This is a genomic window from Thermus sp. NMX2.A1, assembly GCF_000511705.1.
Taxonomy (GTDB): Bacteria; Deinococcota; Deinococci; order Deinococcales; family Thermaceae; genus Thermus; species Thermus scotoductus.
This window is the reverse complement of sequence record NZ_ATNI01000063.1, coordinates 46,571-65,366: the sequence shown is the minus strand read 5'-3', so window position 1 is coordinate 65,366 and position 18,796 is coordinate 46,571. Positions and strand designations below refer to the sequence as shown.

Annotated in this window: 26 protein-coding genes, 1 tRNA gene and 1 pseudogene; 6 read left to right on the top strand and 22 right to left on the bottom strand. The window is 66.2% G+C overall.

What is annotated here, in order from left to right; genetic code table 11:
- Positions 1-23 precede the first annotated feature (23 nt).
- From TNMX_RS07155 to TNMX_RS07110, 11 genes are all read right to left on the bottom strand, one after another.
- The gene (locus TNMX_RS07155; protein WP_015716251.1) at positions 24-263 is read right to left on the bottom strand and encodes a ferredoxin; all 240 of its coding nucleotides are present in this window, start codon (positions 261-263) and stop codon (positions 24-26) included.
- Between the two features lie 60 nt (positions 264-323).
- A complete protein-coding gene (locus TNMX_RS07150; protein WP_038030800.1) occupies positions 324-863 on the bottom strand; it encodes a hypothetical protein in 540 nt (179 codons plus the stop codon).
- Positions 864-867: 4 nt separating this feature from the next.
- The gene (locus TNMX_RS07145) at positions 868-1,560 is read right to left on the bottom strand and encodes an NTP transferase domain-containing protein (RefSeq protein ID WP_038030798.1); all 693 of its coding nucleotides are present in this window, start codon (positions 1,558-1,560) and stop codon (positions 868-870) included.
- A 25-nt stretch (positions 1,561-1,585) separates the two neighbouring features.
- On the bottom strand, positions 1,586-2,326 hold the full coding sequence (locus tag TNMX_RS13295) for a transposase (RefSeq protein WP_253269381.1): 741 nt from the start codon (positions 2,324-2,326) through the stop codon (positions 1,586-1,588).
- Positions 2,209-2,769 carry a helix-turn-helix domain-containing protein gene (locus TNMX_RS13290; protein WP_253269380.1) on the bottom strand — a complete coding sequence of 187 codons (561 nt, stop codon included), beginning with the start codon at positions 2,767-2,769 and terminating at the stop codon, positions 2,209-2,211. The genes TNMX_RS13295 and TNMX_RS13290 overlap by 118 nt, the downstream gene beginning before the upstream one ends.
- A 228-nt stretch (positions 2,770-2,997) precedes the next feature.
- Entirely contained in the window at positions 2,998-4,614 is a 1,617-nt protein-coding gene (locus TNMX_RS07135; protein WP_038030787.1) for a PEGA domain-containing protein, read from the bottom strand.
- Between the two features lie 68 nt (positions 4,615-4,682).
- Positions 4,683-5,633, bottom strand: coding sequence for an acetyl-CoA carboxylase carboxyltransferase subunit alpha (locus TNMX_RS07130; RefSeq protein WP_038030784.1), 951 nt, complete (start codon positions 5,631-5,633; stop codon positions 4,683-4,685).
- Positions 5,617-6,474: an acetyl-CoA carboxylase, carboxyltransferase subunit beta gene (gene accD, locus TNMX_RS07125; protein WP_038030782.1), complete on the bottom strand. Its 858-nt coding sequence runs from the start codon at positions 6,472-6,474 to the stop codon at positions 5,617-5,619. The genes TNMX_RS07130 and accD overlap by 17 nt, the downstream gene beginning before the upstream one ends.
- Positions 6,475-6,476: 2 nt before the next feature.
- Positions 6,477-6,842, bottom strand: a complete 366-nt coding sequence (locus tag TNMX_RS07120; protein ID WP_038030780.1) for a polymer-forming cytoskeletal protein — start codon at positions 6,840-6,842, stop codon at positions 6,477-6,479.
- A 10-nt stretch (positions 6,843-6,852) separates the two neighbouring features.
- Positions 6,853-7,782 carry a M23 family metallopeptidase gene (locus tag TNMX_RS07115; RefSeq protein ID WP_038030778.1) on the bottom strand — a complete coding sequence of 310 codons (930 nt, stop codon included), beginning with the start codon at positions 7,780-7,782 and terminating at the stop codon, positions 6,853-6,855.
- 65 nt (positions 7,783-7,847) lie between these two features.
- A complete protein-coding gene (locus TNMX_RS07110) occupies positions 7,848-9,122 on the bottom strand; it encodes a thymidine phosphorylase (RefSeq protein ID WP_038030776.1) in 1,275 nt (424 codons plus the stop codon).
- Between the two features lie 22 nt (positions 9,123-9,144).
- Between TNMX_RS07110 and TNMX_RS13015 the strand changes: the two are divergent.
- The 3 genes and pseudogenes from TNMX_RS13015 to TNMX_RS07095 form a co-directional block, all read left to right on the top strand.
- Positions 9,145-9,273 (top strand): annotated as a pseudogene (locus TNMX_RS13015) (Uma2 family endonuclease); the annotation flags it as partial.
- 31 nt (positions 9,274-9,304) lie between these two features.
- A complete protein-coding gene (locus TNMX_RS07100) occupies positions 9,305-9,541 on the top strand; it encodes a hypothetical protein (RefSeq protein WP_019551189.1) in 237 nt (78 codons plus the stop codon).
- Positions 9,522-9,938 (top strand): TA system VapC family ribonuclease toxin, encoded by a 417-nt coding sequence (locus TNMX_RS07095; protein WP_038030770.1) that lies wholly within the window; start codon positions 9,522-9,524, stop codon positions 9,936-9,938. Before TNMX_RS07100 ends, TNMX_RS07095 begins: the two co-directional genes overlap by 20 nt.
- 9 nt (positions 9,939-9,947) lie before the next feature.
- Here the strand turns inward: TNMX_RS07095 and TNMX_RS07090 are convergent, their stop codons facing one another.
- Together TNMX_RS07090 and panC are read right to left on the bottom strand one after the other, a co-directional pair.
- Positions 9,948-11,057: a type IV pilus twitching motility protein PilT gene (locus tag TNMX_RS07090; protein ID WP_038030768.1), complete on the bottom strand. Its 1,110-nt coding sequence runs from the start codon at positions 11,055-11,057 to the stop codon at positions 9,948-9,950.
- Complete coding sequence (gene panC / locus TNMX_RS07085) at positions 11,054-11,884, bottom strand: pantoate--beta-alanine ligase (RefSeq protein WP_038030766.1); 831 nt, start codon at positions 11,882-11,884, stop codon at positions 11,054-11,056. The genes TNMX_RS07090 and panC overlap by 4 nt, the downstream gene beginning before the upstream one ends.
- Before the next feature lie 21 nt (positions 11,885-11,905).
- Between panC and TNMX_RS07080 the strand changes: the two genes are divergently transcribed.
- Together TNMX_RS07080 and TNMX_RS07075 are read left to right on the top strand one after the other, a co-directional pair.
- A complete protein-coding gene (locus tag TNMX_RS07080; RefSeq protein WP_038030816.1) occupies positions 11,906-12,187 on the top strand; it encodes a hypothetical protein in 282 nt (93 codons plus the stop codon).
- A 6-nt stretch (positions 12,188-12,193) separates the two neighbouring features.
- The gene (locus tag TNMX_RS07075; protein ID WP_015716237.1) at positions 12,194-12,745 is read left to right on the top strand and encodes a Uma2 family endonuclease; all 552 of its coding nucleotides are present in this window, start codon (positions 12,194-12,196) and stop codon (positions 12,743-12,745) included.
- A 17-nt stretch (positions 12,746-12,762) separates the two neighbouring features.
- Here the strand turns inward: TNMX_RS07075 and rsfS are convergent, their stop codons facing one another.
- The 9 genes from rsfS to secG all read right to left on the bottom strand — a co-directional run bounded on the left by rsfS (position 12,763) and on the right by secG (position 17,718).
- Entirely contained in the window at positions 12,763-13,137 is a 375-nt protein-coding gene (gene rsfS / locus TNMX_RS07070; RefSeq protein WP_019551193.1) for a ribosome silencing factor, read from the bottom strand.
- A 6-nt stretch (positions 13,138-13,143) separates the two neighbouring features.
- On the bottom strand, positions 13,144-14,241 hold the full coding sequence (locus tag TNMX_RS07065) for an LCP family protein (protein ID WP_038030764.1): 1,098 nt from the start codon (positions 14,239-14,241) through the stop codon (positions 13,144-13,146).
- Positions 14,231-14,788 (bottom strand): bis(5'-nucleosyl)-tetraphosphatase (symmetrical) YqeK, encoded by a 558-nt coding sequence (gene yqeK / locus TNMX_RS07060; RefSeq protein WP_015716234.1) that lies wholly within the window; start codon positions 14,786-14,788, stop codon positions 14,231-14,233. Before yqeK ends, TNMX_RS07065 begins: the two co-directional genes overlap by 11 nt.
- Positions 14,763-15,323 carry a nicotinate-nucleotide adenylyltransferase gene (gene nadD / locus TNMX_RS07055; RefSeq protein WP_038030762.1) on the bottom strand — a complete coding sequence of 187 codons (561 nt, stop codon included), beginning with the start codon at positions 15,321-15,323 and terminating at the stop codon, positions 14,763-14,765. The genes yqeK and nadD overlap by 26 nt, the downstream gene beginning before the upstream one ends.
- A gap of 27 nt (positions 15,324-15,350) precedes the next feature.
- Complete coding sequence (gene obgE / locus TNMX_RS07050) at positions 15,351-16,604, bottom strand: GTPase ObgE (RefSeq protein WP_038030760.1); 1,254 nt, start codon at positions 16,602-16,604, stop codon at positions 15,351-15,353.
- 18 nt (positions 16,605-16,622) lie between these two features.
- Positions 16,623-16,880 (bottom strand): 50S ribosomal protein L27, encoded by a 258-nt coding sequence (gene rpmA, locus TNMX_RS07045; RefSeq protein WP_015716231.1) that lies wholly within the window; start codon positions 16,878-16,880, stop codon positions 16,623-16,625.
- 3 nt (positions 16,881-16,883) lie between these two features.
- Positions 16,884-17,189 carry a 50S ribosomal protein L21 gene (rplU, locus tag TNMX_RS07040; RefSeq protein WP_038030758.1) on the bottom strand — a complete coding sequence of 102 codons (306 nt, stop codon included), beginning with the start codon at positions 17,187-17,189 and terminating at the stop codon, positions 16,884-16,886.
- Positions 17,190-17,378: 189 nt separating this feature from the next.
- A tRNA-Ala gene (locus tag TNMX_RS07035) sits at positions 17,379-17,454 on the bottom strand.
- A gap of 36 nt (positions 17,455-17,490) precedes the next feature.
- Positions 17,491-17,718 (bottom strand): preprotein translocase subunit SecG, encoded by a 228-nt coding sequence (gene secG / locus TNMX_RS07030; protein ID WP_038030757.1) that lies wholly within the window; start codon positions 17,716-17,718, stop codon positions 17,491-17,493.
- Between the two features lie 60 nt (positions 17,719-17,778).
- Here secG and TNMX_RS07025 point away from each other — a divergent pair, with 60 nt between their 5' ends.
- Positions 17,779-18,717 carry a threonine/serine dehydratase gene (locus tag TNMX_RS07025; RefSeq protein ID WP_038030755.1) on the top strand — a complete coding sequence of 313 codons (939 nt, stop codon included), beginning with the start codon at positions 17,779-17,781 and terminating at the stop codon, positions 18,715-18,717.
- The last annotated feature ends 79 nt before the right edge of the window (positions 18,718-18,796 follow it).

Sequence of the window (18,796 nt, the reverse complement as noted above, 5' to 3'; positions counted from 1 at the left end):
AAGCCCGCTCTGGGCCAAAGCTCCTAGCCCAAACCGGCCAGCTTGCGGTTCTTCTCGATGTAGGACTTCCACTGCTCGGGAACATCCTCCTCGGGGAAGATGGCGTTCACCGGGCAGGCGGGTACGCAGGCCCCGCAGTCGATGCACTCCTCGGGGTGGATGTAGAACTGATCCCCCCCGTCGTAGATGCACTCCACGGGGCAGACCTCCACGCAGGACTGGTCCTTTACGCCGATGCAGGGTTCACAGATCACGTGCGGCATCCTTCACCTCCTAAGCTACCCTCCCCCCTATTTTAGGGGATAAACCCTCCTGTCAAGGGGCTAGGCCCCCAAGTAGCGGAAGAAGGCCTCCCGGGAGATGGCCCCCACCACCTCTTCCCCCTTCACCACCAGGACCAGGGGTTGCCGCAGGAAGAGGGGGGAGAGCTCGCTGACCGCCACCTCAGCCTCCACGCTGGGGACCTCCTCCAAAGGGAGGATGTGGTCGGAGAGGCCCAAAAGCCCCACCGGGCGCCCTTCCTGCACCAACAGGGCCACCCCCCGGCCCTCGTAGGCCTCGAGGGCCTCCACCCGGGGCAGGGGCCTCGCCAGGCGGCGGGCCGGGGTGGGCCAGAGAAGCCCGGCGGTGAGCAGGGTGGTGCAGGGCACCCGCACCGCCTTCTTGGCCACGTAGAGGGCAAAGGTGAAGAAGAGGAGAAACCCCAGCCCCTCCAGGAGGCCGGTAAAGTTAAAGCTCTCCCACCCCAGCCTGCCCCCACCCCCGAGGAGGGAGTGCAGGAGGTAGGAGAAGAGAAGGCCCAGCACCAAGGCGGCCAGATAGGCGAAAAGCCCGACCAGGCGGAGTTCCTTCACCGTGCGCATGGGCTTAGCTTACCAGTTCCTCCTCCCGGTCCACGTCCACCCCCACCTCGGGGTAAGGGGTGATGAGGGCCTTGGCCTCCACCCCCAGGATCCTCCTGGCCCTACCCTCCAGCTCGGGGAGGGAAAGCCGACTCAGAAGGAGCTTGAGGAGGATATCCAGACCGATGAGCCGGGCCAGGGCCAAGGGTTTCTTCCTTAAGGCCACCACCTTTTTGGCCAGGGGCAGGGCCTGGTAGAAAAGCCCCTTATCCAGAAGCACCAGGTTCCCCCCGGTGAAAACCCCCTCCCGCAGGCGGGCGTAGGTGCGCCGGGTGTGGGGAAAACGGGCCTCCACCGCCTCCTTCGGCACGATGGGGTAGACGAGGGCAGCCTCCGGGGCCCTTTCCAGCACATATCGCACCGCCTCCGGGGTGAGGTGGGGGATGTCGGCGGTGGCCACCAGGACCCGTCCCTCCACCTGCTCTAAGGCTGCCTCCAGGTTCCCAAGCAGGCTTCCCCTGTCCGGCAAGGTCAAGCGAGGAGAGGGGTTTAGCCCCGGGTTCTCCCCCACGTAGACCACGGAAAGCCCCGCCTCCTTCAAGGCGGAAAGCACCCACTCCGCCATGGGCCTTCCCCGGTAGGGCACCAGGGCCTTGCTCCGCACCCCATACTTTCGGGCCCACGCCTCCTCGCCGCCTCCCAGAACAATGGCCTCCACGCCCCTATGGTGACGACTCCCCGGACTAAAGTCCAGGGCTTCTCGGGGTGTTTCCCTGCGGGAAAGCACGCGGGGTCTCCCCCGAAGGCCCCGTCCAGGCCTTTGCCAGGATGTTTTGAGCGGCGGCCACATCTCGGTGGAGAAGCGCCCCACACTGGGGACAGGTGTACGCCCGCACCCAGAGAGGCTTCTTCTCCCTATGCCCGCACACCGGGCAGTCCTGGCTGGTGTACTTGGGGTCTACCTTGATGACTCGCCTACCAGCCAAAACGCTACCGCTTGCGCGGTGAGCTTCCGCTTTGTAGGCGAGGATTGCGAGAAACTGGGCCCAGCCCGCGTCGTGTATGCCTTTGGCAACGTAGGAGCGGGAGAGAGCAAGGATGTTCAGGTCTTCGTGAACAATGGTTCCATAGGCATTGACCAGCCTCCGGGCCAGCTTGTGGTGGAAGTCTTTGCGCTGGTTGGCGATCTTGCGGTGGAGCTTGGCTACCTTGAGCCTGGCCTTCTTCCTGCCGCTCTTTCCCTTCTTCTTCCGGGAAAGCTCCCTTTGGGCCTTGGCCAGCTTCTCCTCGGCTTTCTGGAAGTGGCGGGGAGCCTCTACCATCTCCCCCTCCGAGGTAACGAGGAAGTGGGGGTTGGTGCCCAGGTCTATGCCGATGGCCTCCTCGCTTGGAGGCAAAGGCTTGGGGTCCACCTCGGTGATGAAGATGATGTACCAATGCTCGCCTTCCCGCTTAACCGTCGCCGTCTTGATCTTCCCTTCCAAAGGGCGGTGGAGCTTGACCTTGACGGAGCCAATCCCCCGTGGAGGAGTACACGCCTTCCCCCATCCTGGAGCTTGACCCCGGTTTCGTAGGCCTGGGGGAAGGTAAAGGAGTCGTAGCGCCCCTTCCCCTTGAAGCGGGGGTATCCCGCTTTCTGTCCCGCCTTGACCCTACGGAAGAAGCCCTTGAACGCCAGGTCCACCCGTTCGATGACGTTCTGCAAGACCTGGGAATGAATGTGCTTGTACTCCGGCAGCTCGGCCCGTATCTCGGGCAGATACCTCTTCTGTTCGTAGAAGCCGACAGTCCTCCCGGCCTTCTTGTAGGCATCTCTACGCTCCTGCAAGGCCGCGTTGTAGAGGTGGCGGCACAGCGAGAGGGTGCGCTCCAGGTCTTTTTGTTGGGGCTGGGTGGGGTACAGGCGGTATTTGAAGGCTTTGCGCATGGCTGGCTTCTTCTACACTGTACCAAATCCGTGTCCACCTGTGGTGGACGTGGGGGAGCTATGCGGCCGCGTGCGGCCGCAATCCCCGGTTTGGTCAGCCCGTGTCACGCGTTAGCGTATCTTGAGGGCTATCTTGGAAACCGGGGGATTATAGCTCCCCCACACCCCCTCTTTTCTCTAAAGGTTTTGCCGGGGCCCCCACCCCGGCGACGCCGGGGTGGGGTGGCATCAGAGGGGCCTAAGGGTAAACCTCAGCACCTGGTTCCCGGTGATGCGTACCGTCTCCACCAGGGTGCGGTACCCAGGGGCCACCAAGGTAAGTTCATGCTCGCCGAAGGGCGCCTCGAGGCGCAGGTAACCGCCCTTGGCCACCCCCACTTCCTTCCCATCCAGGAAGACCCGGGCCTCCACGTTCAGGTAAAGCTCCAAGACCGCCCGCACCGGAACGAGTTCCACATAAAGCCTGACGCTTTCCCCGGGGCGCACCTCCACCTGGGCCCGGTACTCCCCGTACCCTGGGGCCACCACCCGCACCTCATGGAGACCCGCCTCGAGGGTCATCCTTAAAGGCGCCCGGCCCATCAAACGGCCGTCGATGTAGACCTCAGCCCCCTCGGGCCTGGCCTCCAGATAAAGCTCCCCCGTGCGGATGGGCCTCAAGGTGGCGGAAACCCGGGTTTCCCGGCCCCGTTCCACCCGCACCGTGGCCCGGTAGGGCTCGTAACCCGGGGCCTTGAGCTCCACCTGGTAGGTTCCCTCCTCCAGCACCAGGCGCAAGGGGGTACGGCCCCGCAAGGTGCCGTTCACGTAGGCCTCGGCTCCCGTGGGGCTGGACTCCAGAAGAAGGATGCCGGTGCGAGAGACGGGGTTCAGGCGCACGTCCAGCCGGGTGGTCTCGCCCCTTCGCACCTGGACCGTGGCCTGGTAGGGCTCGTAGCCCGGCGCCCTAAGCTCCACCGCATACCGCCCCTCGGGCAGGCTTAGGGAAAGGGGCGTGCGGCCCCTGAGGGTTCCTTCCACGTACACCTCGGCCCCGGAAGGGCTGGAGGTGACGGCCAGGGTCCCCTGCCTGGCCTCCGGCACCAGCTGGGCGAAGACCTGGACCCTTTCCCCGGGCCTGGGGTTCAGCGTGACCCGGTAGGGCTGGTAGCCGGCAAGCCTAAGCTCCACCTCGTGCCGGCCCGGGTTCACCTGGAGGCTAACAGGAGTGCGCCCGCTCATCCGCCCGTCCAGGTAGACCTCGGCACCAGCGGGCCTCGAGTCCACCACCAGGGTGGCCGTGGCCGGGGTGGGCGGGGGAGCTGTGACCCGGCCCACGAAGTAGCGGGCCACGTCGGTGACCCAGTCCTTGTCGGGGATGGGCTCAATCACGATGGAAAGCGCCCGGGCCAGGCCTTCCGCCCCCTGGACCCGCACCTGATTGCGCTCCACATCCAGGATCTCCCCCAGGGAAAGGGGGCGCTTGCTGGCCACCGCCAGGATGCGGTCCTCACCCTCGGGACCCGTCACCGTGTAGCGGTAGCGGGCCCCTTCCGGGGGAAAGCGCCGGGTTTCCCCGGCCCGGAGGAAGTTATTCCGCTCAAAGGCGTTGGGCAGGATGGGATCGATCCTGCCGTCGGCATTGATGTTGAAGAGGTAGACGTAGGCATCCTGGTTCACGTTCACGTAGATGAAGATGGGCTCACCGATCTGGTAAACCGCACCTCCCCGTTTCCCGGGGTCCTTGTCCACCCAGACCTTCACCTGAAGGTCGGTGGGCGCGGGATTCACAATGATCCCCTGGGGGCTTATCTGCTGGGCCAACGCCGCCCCAAAACCCAGGATGGCCAAAAGGAGCTTCCGCATAATCCTCACCTCCGCCCTCAGGCTAAAGCCTCCCTGTGAAAATCCTGAGGGAAAAGGGACAAGGCCCCTTAAGACTCGGCGTAGGCCCCAAGGGTGCGGAAGCGGCGGTAACGGTCCCGGTAGAGCTCCTCCGGGGAAAGCCCTTTGAGCTCCTCGAGGGTCTTCAGAAGGGCTTCCTTGATGTTGCGGATGGCCTGGTCGGGGTCCTTGTGGGCCCCGCCCTCGGGCTCGGGGACGATAGCGTCCACCACCTTCTGGGCCAGGAGGTCCCTTGCGGTGAGCTTCAAGGCCTCGGCGGCCTTGGGGGCCTCCTTGGCATCCCGCCAGAGGATGGCGGCGCAGGACTCCGGGCTGATCACCGAGTACCAGGCGTTTTCCATGATGAGGACCCGGTTGGCCACCCCGATGGCCAGGGCCCCCCCGCTACCCCCCTCCCCCAGGATGAGGGCGATGGCGGGCACCTTCAGGCGGCTCATGCGCTGGATGCTCTGGGCGATGACCCAGGCCTGGCCCCGCTCCTCCGCGGAAACCCCCGGGTAGGCCCCCGGGGTGTCGATGAAGGAGAGGAAGGGATAGCCGAACCGGTCCGCCAGGTCCATGAGGCGCATGGCCTTGCGGTACCCCTCGGGGTGGGGCATGCCGAAGTTACGGTGGAGGTTTTCCTTGGTGTCCCGCCCCTTCTGGTGGCCCACCACCACCACCTTCTGCCCCTCCAAGTAGGCGAGCCCCCCCACGATGGCGGGATCGTCGGCGAAGGCCCGGTCCCCATGGAGCTCCAAAAAGTCCTGGAAGGCCTTCTCCAGGACGTCCAGGGTGGTGGGGCGGCCCGGGGCCCGGGCCAGCTGCACCCTCTGCCAGGCGTTGAGGCTCCCGTAGACCTCCTCCTTGAGCCTGGCCAGGCGGTCCTCCAAAAGGCGAATCTCCGCCTCGAGGTCCACCCCCGTGGTGCGGGCCGTCTCCCTTAGCTCGGCGATGCGTCTTTCCAGCTCCAGGATGGGCTTTTCAAACTCCAACGGCATAGGGAACTCCAGGGTGCAGATGACGAAGGGCCCGGACCAGCTCGCCCTTGAGCTTCCTGCGATCGGTAACCCGGTCCACCATCCCGTGCTTCAGCAAAAACTCCGAGCGCTGGAAGCCCTCGGGGAGCTCCTGGCGGATGGTCTGGCGGATGACCCTGGGCCCGGCAAAGCCGATCAGGGCCCCGGGCTCGGCGAAGATCACGTCGGCCAGGGCGGCGAAGCTGGCGGTGACTCCCCCGGTGGTGGGATCGGTGAGGATGGAAACATAGGGAAGGCGCTTCTCCCAGAGGCGGTCCAGGCTCATCACCGTCTTGGCCATCTGCATGAGGGAAAGGGCCGCCTCCTGCATCCTGGCCCCGCCCGAGGCCGCCACGATCACCAGGGCCCGGCCCTCCGCCGCCGCCCGTTCCGCCCCCCGGGCGATCTCCTCCCCCACCACGCTCCCCATGGACCCCCCGGCGAAGGCGTAGTCCATCACCAGAAGGACCGCAGGCACCCCGCCGATGGTGCAGGTGCCCCCCAGGATGGCGTCCTTGCGACCGGTTTCCTCCTGGTAGGCCCTGAGCCTTTCCGCATAGGGCTTGGTGTCCACGAAGCCTAAGGGATCCAGGGGCCTAAGCCCGGTGATCTCCTGGAAGGTGCCGGGGTCCGCCAGCATCTCCACCCTTTCGGAAGCGGGCACCCGGTGGTGGTGGCCGCACTTGGGGCAGACGTAGAGGTTTTCCCGGAACTCCTTCTTGTAGAGCTGGGCCCCGCAGGCCTCGCACTTGGTCCAGAGCTCGGGGACATCCCGGTTCCCCCCGCTGGGCCTTTTTCTTCGGAAAAGCCGCTCCAGGGCCACGCTTATGCCTCCTTGGGAGCCTCGAGGGCCCTGGTCTCCCCCGCCAGGCTCTGGCCGATGAAGACCGCTCCCGCCTCCACGTCCAGGGCCTGGGCCCGCACCGTGCCGGTGAAGCGGGCCGTCTTGGAAAGGCTCACCTTCTGGGCCACCAGGTCCGCCTTCACCTCCCCGTGGATCTGGACGCTTCCTGCCTCCACCCTTTCCCCTTCCACCCGGCCCGTGCGGCCCACCTCCAGCTCCCCTTCCACGTAGACCGAGCCTTTGACCAGGCCGTCGATGCGCACCTGGCCCTTGGCCCTCAGGTCCCCCAGGACCTCGGTGTCGGACCCCAGGTAGGTGAGGGTCCCCGCCTGCCTTCTCCCCAGCATCCGCCCCATTTTAACGGGAGGCCCAAAGGGGGTCTAGGTAGGGCCTCGGGTCCACGGGGGACCCGTAGCGGTAGACGCCGTAGTGGAGATGGGGACCGGTGGAGCGGCCCGTGGAGCCCACGTACCCCAGGACCTGCCCCTTCTCCACCCTCTGCCCGGGACGCACCAGGATGCGGGAAAGGTGGCCATAGAGGCTCTGGTACCCCTCGGCGTGGTCCAGGAGGACGGCGAGGCCATAGGCCCCCATCCAGCCAGCCCGGGCCACCACCCCGCTTCCCGTGGCGTAGACGGGGGCGCCGTAGGGAGCGGAGAGGTCCAGGCCGTCGTGGAACTCATACCCCGGGCCGAAGGGGTTCTTGCGCATACCAAAGAAGGAGGTAACCCCCTCGTAGCCCCTTAGAGGTAGGCCCCGGGGGAGGCTTCGCTCCACCTCCAGGGTCCTTTCCAGGGCCGGCACCACCTCCTTAAGCTGGTTCCTTAGGTCCAGGGCCTCGGCCCGCACCTCCGCCCAGCCCGCCAGGGACTCCTCGGAGGAAGCCACAGCCCCACCCCCCTGGCCCCCTTCCTGGTAGCGCACGGGAAGGGCGTTTAAAGGGGAAAGCCCCGCCCGGCGGCGGAGCTCCTCTATGGCTTTCTTGATCTCCTCAAGCTCCTTCTTGGTGCGCCTGGCCTCCTCCGAAAGGGCCCCGTTTTTGGCCCGCTCCGCCTCGAGGGCCAAGGAAAGCCTCCTGGCCTCCTGGGAAAGAGCCTGGAGGCGAACCTCCAGGGTTCGGGCCTCCCGGCTCTTATGCCAGAGGTAGAGGTTGGCCCCGGTCCAAAGGGTTAGGAGGGCCAAGAAGAGGGCCACGGCCCACCCCGGCAGGGACACCGCCCGGCTCCCCCCGCCGCTTCGGGCGAGGAGAAGGGTATAGCGCAAGGGCCTCCTAGGCTGCCGCTTCATCCGGAAGAGTATACCCTGTACACCCCACCCCACCGCCACCTGCCCCGCGCAACCCTATCGCGGCCTCAGGGCAAAGCATCCAGGACCAGGGGCAGGGGGCTTGCCGAAAGTCCCAGCTGGAAGGCCTCCCTTAAGTGGGCCAGGGCTTCCTCCAGGCCCTTCCCGCGGTGGTAGACCAGGGCCAGAACCTCCCCCCTTTCCACCCGGTCCCCGGGCTTTTTCAGCAGATAGACCCCCACCCCGTGGTCGATGGCCTCCCCCTTCTTCCTACGCCCGCCCCCCAGGGCCAAGACCGCCAGGCCCACCCGGTAGGCATCCACCTCCTGCACCACGCCCTCCTTCTCCGAGGCGAGGGGAAGCTCCTCCCCCAGGGGAAGCAGGGAAAAGTCCTCCACCACCCGGGGATTTCCCCCCTGGGCCTCGAGGAAGGCCTGGAACCTTTCCAGCGCCTTGCCGCTTTCCCAGGCCCTACGGGCCAGGCTTGGGTCCAGCCCCTCAAGCCGTAAGGACTCCTCCGCAAGGCGCAGGGCCACCTCCAAAAGGTCCTCCGGTCCCTTTCCCTTCAGGGTCTCTATGGCCTCCCGGACCTCTATGGCGTTCCCCACCGCCCGACCCAGGGGGGCCTCCATGCTGGTGAGGAGGGCCCTAACCCTTCGCCCCGCCCCCTGGCCGATCCCCACCATGGTCTTGGCGAGAAGCCGGGCTTCCTCCAGGGTCTTCATGAAAGCCCCCTTGCCCACCTTTACGTCCAAGACGATGCTCCTGGCCCCGGCCGCCAGCTTCTTGCTCATGATGGAGCTGGCGATCAAGGGGATGCTCTCCACCGTGGCCGTGACATCCCTTAGGGCGTAGAGCTTGCCGTCCAAGGGGGCCAGGTCCGGGCTTTGGGCAGCGATGACCAGCCCAATGCGCTCGGCCCTTTCCAGAAACTCCCCTTCCGTCATCTCCCCCCGCCAGCCCGGCACCGACTCCAGCTTGTCGATGGTCCCCCCGGTGTGGGCCAGGCCCCGGCCCGACATCTTGGCGAAGGTGCACCCCGCCGCCGCCAGGATGGGCCCCACCACCAGGCTCACCTTGTCCCCCACCCCCCCGGAGGAGTGCTTGTCCACGGGGTGGGGCAGGTGGGAGAGGTCCAGGACCCTCCCTGAGTAGGCCATGGTTTCCGTAAGCCATAGGGTTTCCTCCGGGTCCAGGCCCCTCAGGAAGGCAGCCATGAGCCAGGCGGATACCTGGTAGTCCGCCACCTCTTCCTTCAGGTAGCCCTCGAGGAAAGCCTTCAGGTCCTCCCGCCTGTGCTTCAGGCCCTCCCGCTTCTCGCGGATGAACTGCACCGGGTTCATGCCCCCATGCTACGCTAGGGCCATGGCCCAGCGGTACCGGTTTGGGATCGAGGAGTTCGAGCGCCTCTTCCAGGGGGTCACGGGGGTGGAACTTCTGGACGGGGAGGCGTACCCGGTGATCCCCACCGGTCCGGGGCGTGCGTGGGCGTTGGCCTGTCTGGTTAATGTGCTAATATGCTTTTATGCGCACCACCCTGGACCTCCCTGACCCACTGTACCGCCACCTCAAACTCCAGGCAGCCAAGGAGGGGAAAACCCTACGGGAGCTGGTGATCCGCTACCTGGAGGAGGGCCTTCGCCGCCAGGCCCAGCGCCAGCCCCGTCCTTTACCCAAGATCCCCCCGGCTGGCCGCCAGATTCCCTCCTGGACGGGGACAGAACTTTGGGAGCTTTTAGAGGATGGACCTCCCGGACCTTAACCTTTGGTTCGCCCTCTTGGTGCCGGAGCATCCCTTTCACCCCGAGGCCCAGCGCTACTGGGGGGTAGCCGCGGAACCTGTCCTGGTCCGCGTGACCGCCTTGGGGCTTTTGCGCCTCCTCACCAACCCAAAGGCCATGGGAGGAAAGCCCCTGGAGGTGGGGGAAGCCTGGCGTGTCTACCGGGAGCTACGGGGCCCCGCGGGCGTTCCCGTGGTGGAGGAGCCTGAGGGTTTGGAAGACGCCTTGTCCTTCTTGGTGGCCCAGGGTTTTGGCTACCGTCATTGGACCGACGCCTATCTGGCTGCCTTTGCCCTTGCCGGGGGATACCGACTGGTTACCTTTGACCAGGACTTTCTCCGTTTCCCGGGCCTTAACCTCCTCCTCTTAAAGTCCTAAGCCACCTTCTCAGTACGCCTGTCCCGTGGCCTTGGTGAGGAGGAGCCTGAACTCGTGGGGGCTAGTGGCGGCGGAGAGGGCGTCCTCCAGGGAGATGAGCCCCTGGCTGTAGAGCTCCACCAAATGCTGGTCGAAGGTGTGCATCCCGTGGATGGAGCCCTCCATCATGGCCTCCTTGATCTGGGGGGTCTTGTCCTCATCCTTGATGAGCTCCCGCACGTAGGGCGTGGCGATGAGAACCTCGAGGGCCAAAACCCTCCCCTTCCCGTCCGCCCGGGGGAGGAGGCGCTGGGAGAGGATGCCGAGAAGGGACTCCGCCAGGAGGATGCGCACCTGCTGGTGCTCGTGCAAGGGGAAGAACTCGATGATGCGGTTGATGGTCCGCCCCGCGTCCAGGGTGTGCAGGGTGGAAAGCACCAGGTGCCCGGTCTGGGCCGCCATGAGGGCGGCCTCCACCGTCTCCTTGTCCCGCATCTCCCCGATGAGGATCACGTCCGGGTCCTGGCGCATGGCGTACTTGATCCCGGAGTAGAAGCTATCCGTGTCCAGCCCCACCTCCCGCTGCACCACCAGGCTCTTCTTATGCCTGTGCAGGAACTCTATGGGGTCCTCAATGGTGATGATGTTCTTGGCGTAGTGCAGGTTGATGTGGTCGATGATGGCAGCCAAGGTGGTGCTTTTGCCACTTCCGGTAGGACCCGTCACCAGGATGAGCCCCCGCTCCTTGGCCGCCAGCCCCTCCATCACCTCCCGGGGCAGGCCCAGGGCCTCGAAGCTGGGGATGACCTCGGAAACCACCCGCATCACCAGGCCGAAGCTTCCCCTCTGCCTCAGGAGGTTGCAGCGGAAGCGGGCCACCCCGGGGATGGTGTAGGCGAAGTCCATCTCCTTGCGGTACTCCATCTCCTCCCATTGCTCCGGGGTGAGGAGGGCTTTGGCGATGGCCTCCGTGTCCTTGGGGGATAGGGGGCGGTTGCCGAAGGGCTTCAGCTTGCCGTCCACCCGGATCACGGGCGGGGCCCCCGCCTGCAGGTGGATATCCGAGGCCCGGGCCTGGACCATAGCCTTGAACATCTCCAAGAGGCTCTGCTTGCCCTCCTGGGGGGAAGCCTCGCTCATGGGTACACCTCCAGGTTATCGATCAGGCGCACCTCGGGGAAGCGGCCCGCCACAATCCCCCTGGCTCCGGGCACAAAGCGGGAAAGGGGCAAAAGGGTTTGGGGGTGGACGATGGCCAAATAGTCTGGCCGAAACTCCGGAGCTTCCCTAAGCACTTCCTCACCCCTTTCCAAGGCCTCGGCCACACCCTCACCCCTTAGGGCCGCTTCCCGCATGGCCAAAAGGGCCCGGTAGAGGACCGTGGCCTCCTTGCGCCTTTGCGGGGACAGGTAGACGTTGCGGCTGGAAAGGGCCAGGCCATCCTCCTCCCGCACCGTGGGCACCCCCACCACCTCCAGGGGAAAGCCCAGGTCCCGCACCATCTTGCGGACCACCAGAAGCTGCTGGTAGTCCTTTTCGCCAAAGTAGGCCCGGCTTGGCCCCACCAGGAGGAAAAGCCTGGCCACCACCGTGGCCACCCCCTGGAAGTGGCCGGGGCGCACCTCCCCTTCCCAAAGGGCGGTAAGGGGCCCCTCCACCGATACCCGGGTGGCAAAGCCTTGGGGGTACATCTCCTCCACGCCGGGGGCGAAGAGGAGGTCCACCCCCGCCTCCTCCAAAAGGGCCTGATCCCGCTTAAGGTCCCGGGGGTAACGGTGGTAGTCCTCCCCGGGGCCAAACTGCAAGGGGTTGACGAAGATGGAGACCACCACGAAGGGGTTCTCCTTCCGGGCCCTTTCCACCAGGGCCAGGTGCCCCCGGTGGAGGTAGCCCATGGTGGGGACAAACCCCACCCCCTCCCGGGGGAGGGCCTGCCTTAACTCGGCCACGGTGTGCGCCACCTTCACGGGCTTAAGTATACTTTCCCCGTGGGCAGGAAAAAGCGCGAGGAAAAGCTCAAGAAAAAGGCCCTGAAGGAGTGGGAGGAGAGGCGGCCCAAGACCTTCCGCGAAGCCCTCAAGTACTTCCCCGGCATCTTCTTCCGCACCACCTTGGTGGTGATGGCGGCCACCCTCCTCATCCTGTTTACCGGTGTCCTGGGCCTTGCCTGGGCCCAGAGCATGTGGTTCCAGATCCTCGTCTACCTGGGGTTTTACCTCCTCTTCCAGCGCTTCATCATGGGGCCTTTAGCCCCACCCCGGATAAAATGAGGGCAGATGGCCGAGCCCGCGGAAGTCCAGCGCCCCCTGACCCTCGAGGCCTACCTGGAGGAGGAGGCCCGAAGCCCTGTGCGCCACGAGCTGGTCCGGGGCTTCCCGAGAGCCATGGCCGGGGCCAGCCGCCGCCACAACCTCCTGGTGGTGGCCCTGGTGGCGGCCCTTTTCCCCCGGGCCCGGGAAAAGGGGTGCCGGGTCCATGCGGAAACCTTTAAGCTCAAGGTGGCCCCCGACACCGTCTACTACCCCGATCTCATGGTGGTTTGCGGCCCTCCAGGGGAAAACCCCTTTTTGGAAGAACGCCCCTGCCTGGTCCTGGAGGTCCTCTCCCCTTCCACGGAGGCCCAGGACCGCTGGGAGAAGATGCGGGCCTATCTGAATCTGGAAAGCCTCCAGGCCTATCTGCTCCTGGACCCGGAAAGGAAGGGCCTCGAAGGGTATTTCCGCGAGGGGAAGGGCTTCAGCCTGAAGCGCTACGCCGGCGGCCAGGTGCCCCTGCCCTGCCTGGACATGTCCTTGGACCTAGAAGCCATCTACTCGGCCCTGGACTAGGCGCAGGGCCTGGGTCCTCATATCCTCTCGGCGTCCGCCCAGAACCCCTCCAGGTCGTAGTACTCCCGGGCCTCAGGGGTCATGAGGTGGACCACCACCTCCCCGTAGTCCAGGACCACCCAGCGGGGGCTCTGCCCCTCCGTGGGCCTGGGGCGAAGCCCCTCCTCCTCCAGCTTCTCCTGCACGTGGCGCTCCAGGGCCTGAAGATGGGGGGTGCTGGTGGCGCTGGCTAGGACGAAGTAGTCCAGGCTTTCCGAAACCGCCCTCAGGTCCAGGGCCACCACGTTTTCCGCTTTCTTTTCCCCAAGGAGATCCTTGATCCTCGCTACCAGCTCCACTGCCTCTTGCTTACGCAAATCTAGCCCTTCGTGCTGACCGAGGGTCTTTACCATCTACCCCTATTGTACCAGGTCCCGCCCGAGCTCCACCACCACCCCGGGAACCGGCCCGTGGGGCGCAAGAAGGGGCAGGTGGAAAAGCTCGGCGAAGTAGCTTCCGGCCTCGAGGTCCTTGGTGTAGACCGCGCTCTGCGCCACCTCCGCCTCCTCCACCTGGGCCTCGATTCCCTCCCGGGCAAGAAGGGCTTGGCCCCAAAGGATCAGGCTCCTTTCCCCCTTTAGGCGCACGGGCACTTGGGGCGGAGAGGAAGGCAGGGCCATCCCCATCCATTGGGCCAGGACCTGGGCCCGGGCTTCCTCGTCCACCAGGAGGAAGGTCCCCCTCCCCTCGCGGGTGGGCAGGGTGGCCACGGAAAGCCTCAGGCCCTGGACCCCGGGCAGATAGGCCAAAACCTCATCCAGGGAAAGATCGGTGTCCAGCTCCCGCCAGGCCTCCCTTAGGGCCAGGGCCAAGGCCGGCCAGGTGCGGGGGTCCTGGGCCTTCTTGAGCACCTGGGATACCACCCCCTTGATGCGGTCCAGCCGGGCATAATCCCCCAGGGCGTCGTGGCGGAAGCGCATGTACTTCACCGCCTCCTCCCCGTTTAGGTGAAGCCTTCCCGCGGGGAAGTCGATGAAAAGCCTCGCCGCCCGGTCGGTGTAGCGCATGGGGCGCTCCAGGTAGACCTCCACCCCCCCCACGGCGTCCACCACCCGGGCCACGCTTTCCAGGGTGAGGATGAGGTGCCTTTCCACCACCAGGCCCGTGGCCTCCGCCACCGCCCGCTTAAAAAGCTCCGCCCCACCCCGGGCGTAGGCGGCGTTGATCTTGCCCCCCACCACCGGGCTATAGAGGTCCCGGGGAATGGCCAAGGCCCTGGCCTCCCCTCCCCTAAGGCGCACGTAGAAGATGGTGTCCGTGCGGCTTCCCGGGCCGCATGGGGTGTGGTAGCCGCAGTACTCGATGTCCCGGGCCGCCACCACCACCCCCATCTCGGGCAAGGCCCCAGCCCTCCTGGGCCGCATTCCTTCCTCCTCTCCCGGCCGCGGCCAGGAGAGCACCCCCCCGAGGGCGAAAAGGGCCAGGGAAAGGAGGAGGAGGGAAAGCCTAGGGCGCATCCTGCAAGCGGCGGTACACGGCCAGGGTCTTAGGGTGCAGGGGGATGCCCTTGGCGGTGAGGTAGGCCACCTTGTTCCCCACCGCCAGGCGGTAGGCCTCGAGGAGCCTCCCCGAAAGGGCGAGCTCCCGGATCTCCCCGTTCACCCCCCGGCCGGGCTCGGAGATGTCGGCGATGTAGAGGGCCATGCCCAGGCCGTTTTGGGGGTCCACCCCGTACACGTGCCCCTCCACCGCCTCCAAAACCTCCTCGTCCTTTACCCCCCAGGCCTCGGCCAGAACCCGGGCCGCCCGGCCGTGGAGGGAAAGGGGATGAGCCCTTTCCACCTCGTTCTCCGGGGGGGCCAGTCTAAGGAGCTCCTCCTCCCCCAGGTCCCGGGCGGCGTCGTGGAGAAGCCCCGCCAGGTAAGCCCGCTCCCCATCCAGGCCGTTTTTAAGGGCGATCTCCTGGGCCAGGGCCGCCACCCTCTGGATGTGCGCCCACCTTTCCGGCCGGACCAAGGCCTTTACCCTCTCCTCCAGCTCAGCGGTAGAGACCGTGCTTTTCAAGGTACACCTCCACGGGCCTGGGCACCCAGAAGCGGGTGCTCTCTCCTTCCCGGATCCGCCTCCGGATCTCCGTGCTGGATATCCCCACCTCGGGCACCAGCAAAGGCACCACGGGCACCGGCATCCCCTCCAAGGGGTAGCCGGGCCGGGCCACGGCCACTAAGGTGGCCAGCTCATGAAGCCGGTGCCCTTCCTTCCAGGTGAGGATATCCCGGTAGGCATCGGCCCCGGTGATGAAGAAGAGCTCATCCTCCGGGAAAAGCCTCCTGGCCTCCCTTAGGGTGTCCACGGTGTAGCTTGGGCCCGGCCGGTCCAGCTCCAGCCTCGAGGCCAAGAACCCCTTCTCCTCCGCCGTGGCCAGGAGGACCATCTCGTAGCGGGCCTCCGCCGGGGCCACCGGGGTCTTGTGGGGGGGGCGGGCCGCCACCACAAAGAGGACCAGGTCCAGCCCCAAGGCTGCCCGAGCCTCCGCCGCCGCCAAAAGGTGCCCCAGGTGGATGGGATCGAAGCTCCCGCCGAAAAGGCCTATGCGCAAGGTTCAACCTCCGTGGTCAAGCCGCCTTTACCCCGGGATGTACTCAAACTCCCGCCCCGCTATCCGCACGATATCCCCCGCCCGCACCCCCTTGGCCTTGAGGGCCGCCTCCACCCCCTGGCGCCGGAAGACCTCCTGCAGGTAGCCCGCCGCCTCGGAGAGATCCCCCTTGAGCCGGCTCAGGTACCGCTCCAGGGCAGGGGAGCGCACCTCGTACACTCCTTCCTCCAGGGGCACCACCTCCACCCCTGCCTCCACGAGAACCCTGGGGGCTGGCCTGGGAAGCTCGGGGGCCGGGGTGGCCTTCACCAAGCTGAGGAGGGCTTCCTTCAACGTCGCCAAACCCTCCCCCGTGAGGGCGCTCACCGGCAGAACGGGAAGCCCCTCCTGGGCCAGCTCCGCCACCCTCTCCTCCACCTCCTTGGGGGTGAGGAGGTCCACCTTGTTCAAGGCGATGAGGCCAGGCCGCCTGAGGAGAGCGGGGTCGTAAGCCTCTATTTCCTTGCGCAGGGTGCGGAAGGTCTTTAAGGGCTCCTCGGCGACGTCCAGAACGTAGAGCAACACCCGGGTGCGGGCGATGTGGCGCAGGAACTCCAGGCCCAGGCCCTTCCCCTGGCTTGCCCCCTCGATGATCCCGGGGATATCCGCCAGGGTGAAGCGCTCCCCTTCCTCCTCCCCCACCTCCACCACCCCCAGGTGGGGGCTTAGGGTGGTGAAGGGGTAGGGGGCGATCTTGGGATGGGCCCGGGTGGTGGCCGAAAGCAGGCTGGACTTGCCGGCGTTGGGGTAGCCCACCAGGCCCACGTCGGCGATGAGCATGAGCTCGAGGCGAAGCCTCCGCTTTTCCCCTTCCTCCCCCGCCTCGGCGAAGCGGGGGGCCTGGCGGGTGGGGGTGACGAAGTGCATGTTCCCCCGGCCTCCCTCCCCCCCCTTGGCCACCAGGAGGACCTGGCCCTCCTCCGTGAGGTCCCCTAAGAGCTCCCCGGTGTCCGCATCGTAGACCCGGGTTCCCCGGGGCACCTCGATGTAGAGGTCCTGGCCCGCACGGCCATGCTGGCCGCTTCCCTTGCCGTGCTCCCCGTCCTCCGCCTTGTAGGTGCGCTTGGAAAGCTCCGAGAGGGAGTCCACGCTTCCCCTGGCCCGCAGGTACACGCTCCCTCCTCGTCCCCCATCCCCCCCGTCGGGCCCCCCTTTGGGCACGAACTTCTCCCGGCGGAAGGAAATGGCACCGTCGCCCCCCTTACCGGCGGCGACGGTGATGGTCAGGACATCCCGGAACATCCAAGCCGTCCCTTGGGTCTACGCCAAGGGACGCACGTGCACGTAGCGGCCGAGCCGCCCCTTATCCTGGAACTCCACCACCCCGTCCACCAGGGCGAAGAGGGTGAAGTCCCGGCCCATGCCCACGTTCTTGCCGGGTTTGAACTGGGTGCCCCGCTGGCGGACCAGGATGTTCCCGGCCCTCACCACCTGGCCCCCGTACCGCTTCACCCCTAGGCGCTTAGCCTGGGAGTCCCGGCCGTTTTTGGTGGAACCCAAACCCTTTTTATGTGCCATGGCTCACCCCTGAATCTCCTTGATGAGGATCTCCGTGTAGGGCTGGCGGTGCCCCTTCTTCCTGCGGTACTGCACCTTGGCCTTGAAGCGGGAGATGGTGATCTTCCTGCCCTTGCCGTGGCCCAACACCTCGGCCACCACCTTGGCCCCTTCCACGAAGGGAGCCCCCACCACCGTCTTCTCCCCGGAAAGGAGAAGGACGGGAAGCTCCACCTGGCTCCCGGGCTCGGCCTTTAGCTTCTCCACCCTAAGCTTCAACCCGGGCTCCACCCGGTACTGCTTGCCACCGGTCTTGACGATTGCGAACATGGCTTCCCCTTCCCAAAGCCCCCGAAGGGGCTACCGGCTTTCTACTATACCCAACCCAACCGCTTACTTCAAGCAACCAGGAAGCTACCCCGCCACCTCGAGCTTGAGGGGCCAACCTGCTCTTCCTCCTTTTGGGGATCCGGGCCTTACGGTAAAAGCCTTACCCCCTGGGTTTCCCCAGGGGGTTCCTGGTGGAGCCGAGGGGATTCGAACCCCTGACCTCCTCAATGCCATTGAGGCGCGCTCCCAACTGCGCCACGGCCCCAGGCAACGCCTATGGTACCGAGGGGGAAGGCTTTTGTCAACGGGTCCAGAGGCCGATGAGGAGAGCCAGGGCCACGAAGATGACCCCGAGGATCACCGTCAGGCGGTAAAGCCCCCCCGTGACCCCGCGGGCGGAGAAGAGATCCGCGGAAGCCCCCATGAGGTCCCCGGCGCCCTGCTTGGGCTCCTGCACCAGGACCAGGTAGACCAAAAGCCCCGCCACGCCCAGGTAAAGAAGGATGACCAAGGTGTAAAGGAAGTCCATACCCCTACCACTTTAGCGCGGAGCGAAGGGCGTGTCCACCCGGGCGCGGTATAAAGAGGTGTGGAGCTTACCGAGATCCATGCCGCCTACCAGCGCATCCGCCCCTACATCCACCGCACCCCCCTCCTCACCTCGAGGCTCATGGATGAGCTACTGGGCAAGCGCCTCCTCCTCAAGGCCGAGCACCTGCAAAAAACCGGAAGCTTCAAGGCCCGGGGGGCCCTTGCCAAGGCCCTGACCCTGGAAAACCCCAAGGGGCTTCTTGCGGTGAGTAGCGGCAACCACGCCCAGGGGGTGGCCTACGCCGCCCGGATCCTGGGGGTCAAGGCCCTCATCGTCATGCCCGAGGAGGCAAACCCCTACAAGAAGGAGGCGGCCCGGGCCTACGGGGCCCAGGTGGTGGACCAGGGGGTCACGGTGGAAAACCGGGAGGAGGTGGCCAAGGCCCTCCTGGAGGAAACCGGCTACGCCTTCATCCACCCCTTTGACGATCCCTTGGTCATGGCCGGCCAGGGCACCGCCGGGCTGGAGCTCATGGCCCAGGCGGGGGAGATGGGCCTTTTCCCGGAGGCCGTCCTGGTCCCGGTGGGGGGAGGAGGGCTCATCGCCGGGGTAGCCACGGCGGTGAAGGCCTTCTCCCCAAGCACCCTGGTCCTGGGGGTGGAGCCGGAAGGGGCGGACGACGCCCGAAGGAGCCTGGAAAAGGGTGAGATCGTGCGCCTCTCCCAGGCCCCCCAAACCCGGGCGGACGGGGTAAGGACCCTGGCTTTGGGCCAGCACACCTTCCCCATCCTGAAGAGGAAGGTGGACGCCATCCTCACCGTGAGCGAGGAGGCCATCCTGGAGGCCGAGGGCCTCCTCTTCACCCGCACGAAGCAGGTGGTGGAGCCCACCGGGGCCCTGCCCCTGGCGGCGGTGCTGGAGCATAGGGAAAGGCTTCCTCAGGTTCTGGCCCTTCTCCTTTCGGGGGGAAACCGGGGGTTTGGGGTTTATCCTTGAAAATCTGACATGGCGATGCGGCATTTTCTAGGATGATCCCTCGCCCCTAGGCCCAGCCCCGGCGCAAGGCGGGACTTCT

Bases quoted from the DNA above. Each gene is read 5' to 3' on its own strand.
- TNMX_RS07100 (WP_019551189.1), top strand. From the start codon at position 9,305: ATGCGCACCACCCTGGACCTCCCTGACCCACTGTACCGCCACCTCAAA.
- TNMX_RS07090 (WP_038030768.1), bottom strand. From the start codon at position 11,057: ATGAGCGAGGCTTCCCCCCAGGAGGGCAAGCAGAGCCTCTTGGAGATG.
- TNMX_RS07115 (WP_038030778.1), bottom strand. From the start codon at position 7,782: ATGAAGCGGCAGCCTAGGAGGCCCTTGCGCTATACCCTTCTCCTCGCC.
- TNMX_RS07065 (WP_038030764.1), bottom strand. From the start codon at position 14,241: ATGCGCCCTAGGCTTTCCCTCCTCCTCCTTTCCCTGGCCCTTTTCGCC.
- TNMX_RS13290 (WP_253269380.1), bottom strand. From the start codon at position 2,769: ATGCGCAAAGCCTTCAAATACCGCCTGTACCCCACCCAGCCCCAACAA.
- TNMX_RS07110 (WP_038030776.1), bottom strand. From the start codon at position 9,122: ATGAACCCGGTGCAGTTCATCCGCGAGAAGCGGGAGGGCCTGAAGCAC.
- TNMX_RS07130 (WP_038030784.1), bottom strand. From the start codon at position 5,633: ATGCCGTTGGAGTTTGAAAAGCCCATCCTGGAGCTGGAAAGACGCATC.
- obgE (WP_038030760.1), bottom strand. From the start codon at position 16,604: ATGTTCCGGGATGTCCTGACCATCACCGTCGCCGCCGGTAAGGGGGGC.
- TNMX_RS07150 (WP_038030800.1), bottom strand. From the start codon at position 863: ATGCGCACGGTGAAGGAACTCCGCCTGGTCGGGCTTTTCGCCTATCTG.
- TNMX_RS07155 (WP_015716251.1), bottom strand. From the start codon at position 263: ATGCCGCACGTGATCTGTGAACCCTGCATCGGCGTAAAGGACCAGTCC.
- TNMX_RS07120 (WP_038030780.1), bottom strand. From the start codon at position 6,842: ATGCTGGGGAGAAGGCAGGCGGGGACCCTCACCTACCTGGGGTCCGAC.
- rpmA (WP_015716231.1), bottom strand. From the start codon at position 16,880: ATGGCACATAAAAAGGGTTTGGGTTCCACCAAAAACGGCCGGGACTCC.
- rplU (WP_038030758.1), bottom strand. From the start codon at position 17,189: ATGTTCGCAATCGTCAAGACCGGTGGCAAGCAGTACCGGGTGGAGCCC.
- TNMX_RS07075 (WP_015716237.1), top strand. From the start codon at position 12,194: ATGGCCGAGCCCGCGGAAGTCCAGCGCCCCCTGACCCTCGAGGCCTAC.
- TNMX_RS07095 (WP_038030770.1), top strand. From the start codon at position 9,522: ATGGACCTCCCGGACCTTAACCTTTGGTTCGCCCTCTTGGTGCCGGAG.
- secG (WP_038030757.1), bottom strand. From the start codon at position 17,718: ATGGACTTCCTTTACACCTTGGTCATCCTTCTTTACCTGGGCGTGGCG.
- TNMX_RS07135 (WP_038030787.1), bottom strand. From the start codon at position 4,614: ATGCGGAAGCTCCTTTTGGCCATCCTGGGTTTTGGGGCGGCGTTGGCC.
- rsfS (WP_019551193.1), bottom strand. From the start codon at position 13,137: ATGGTAAAGACCCTCGGTCAGCACGAAGGGCTAGATTTGCGTAAGCAA.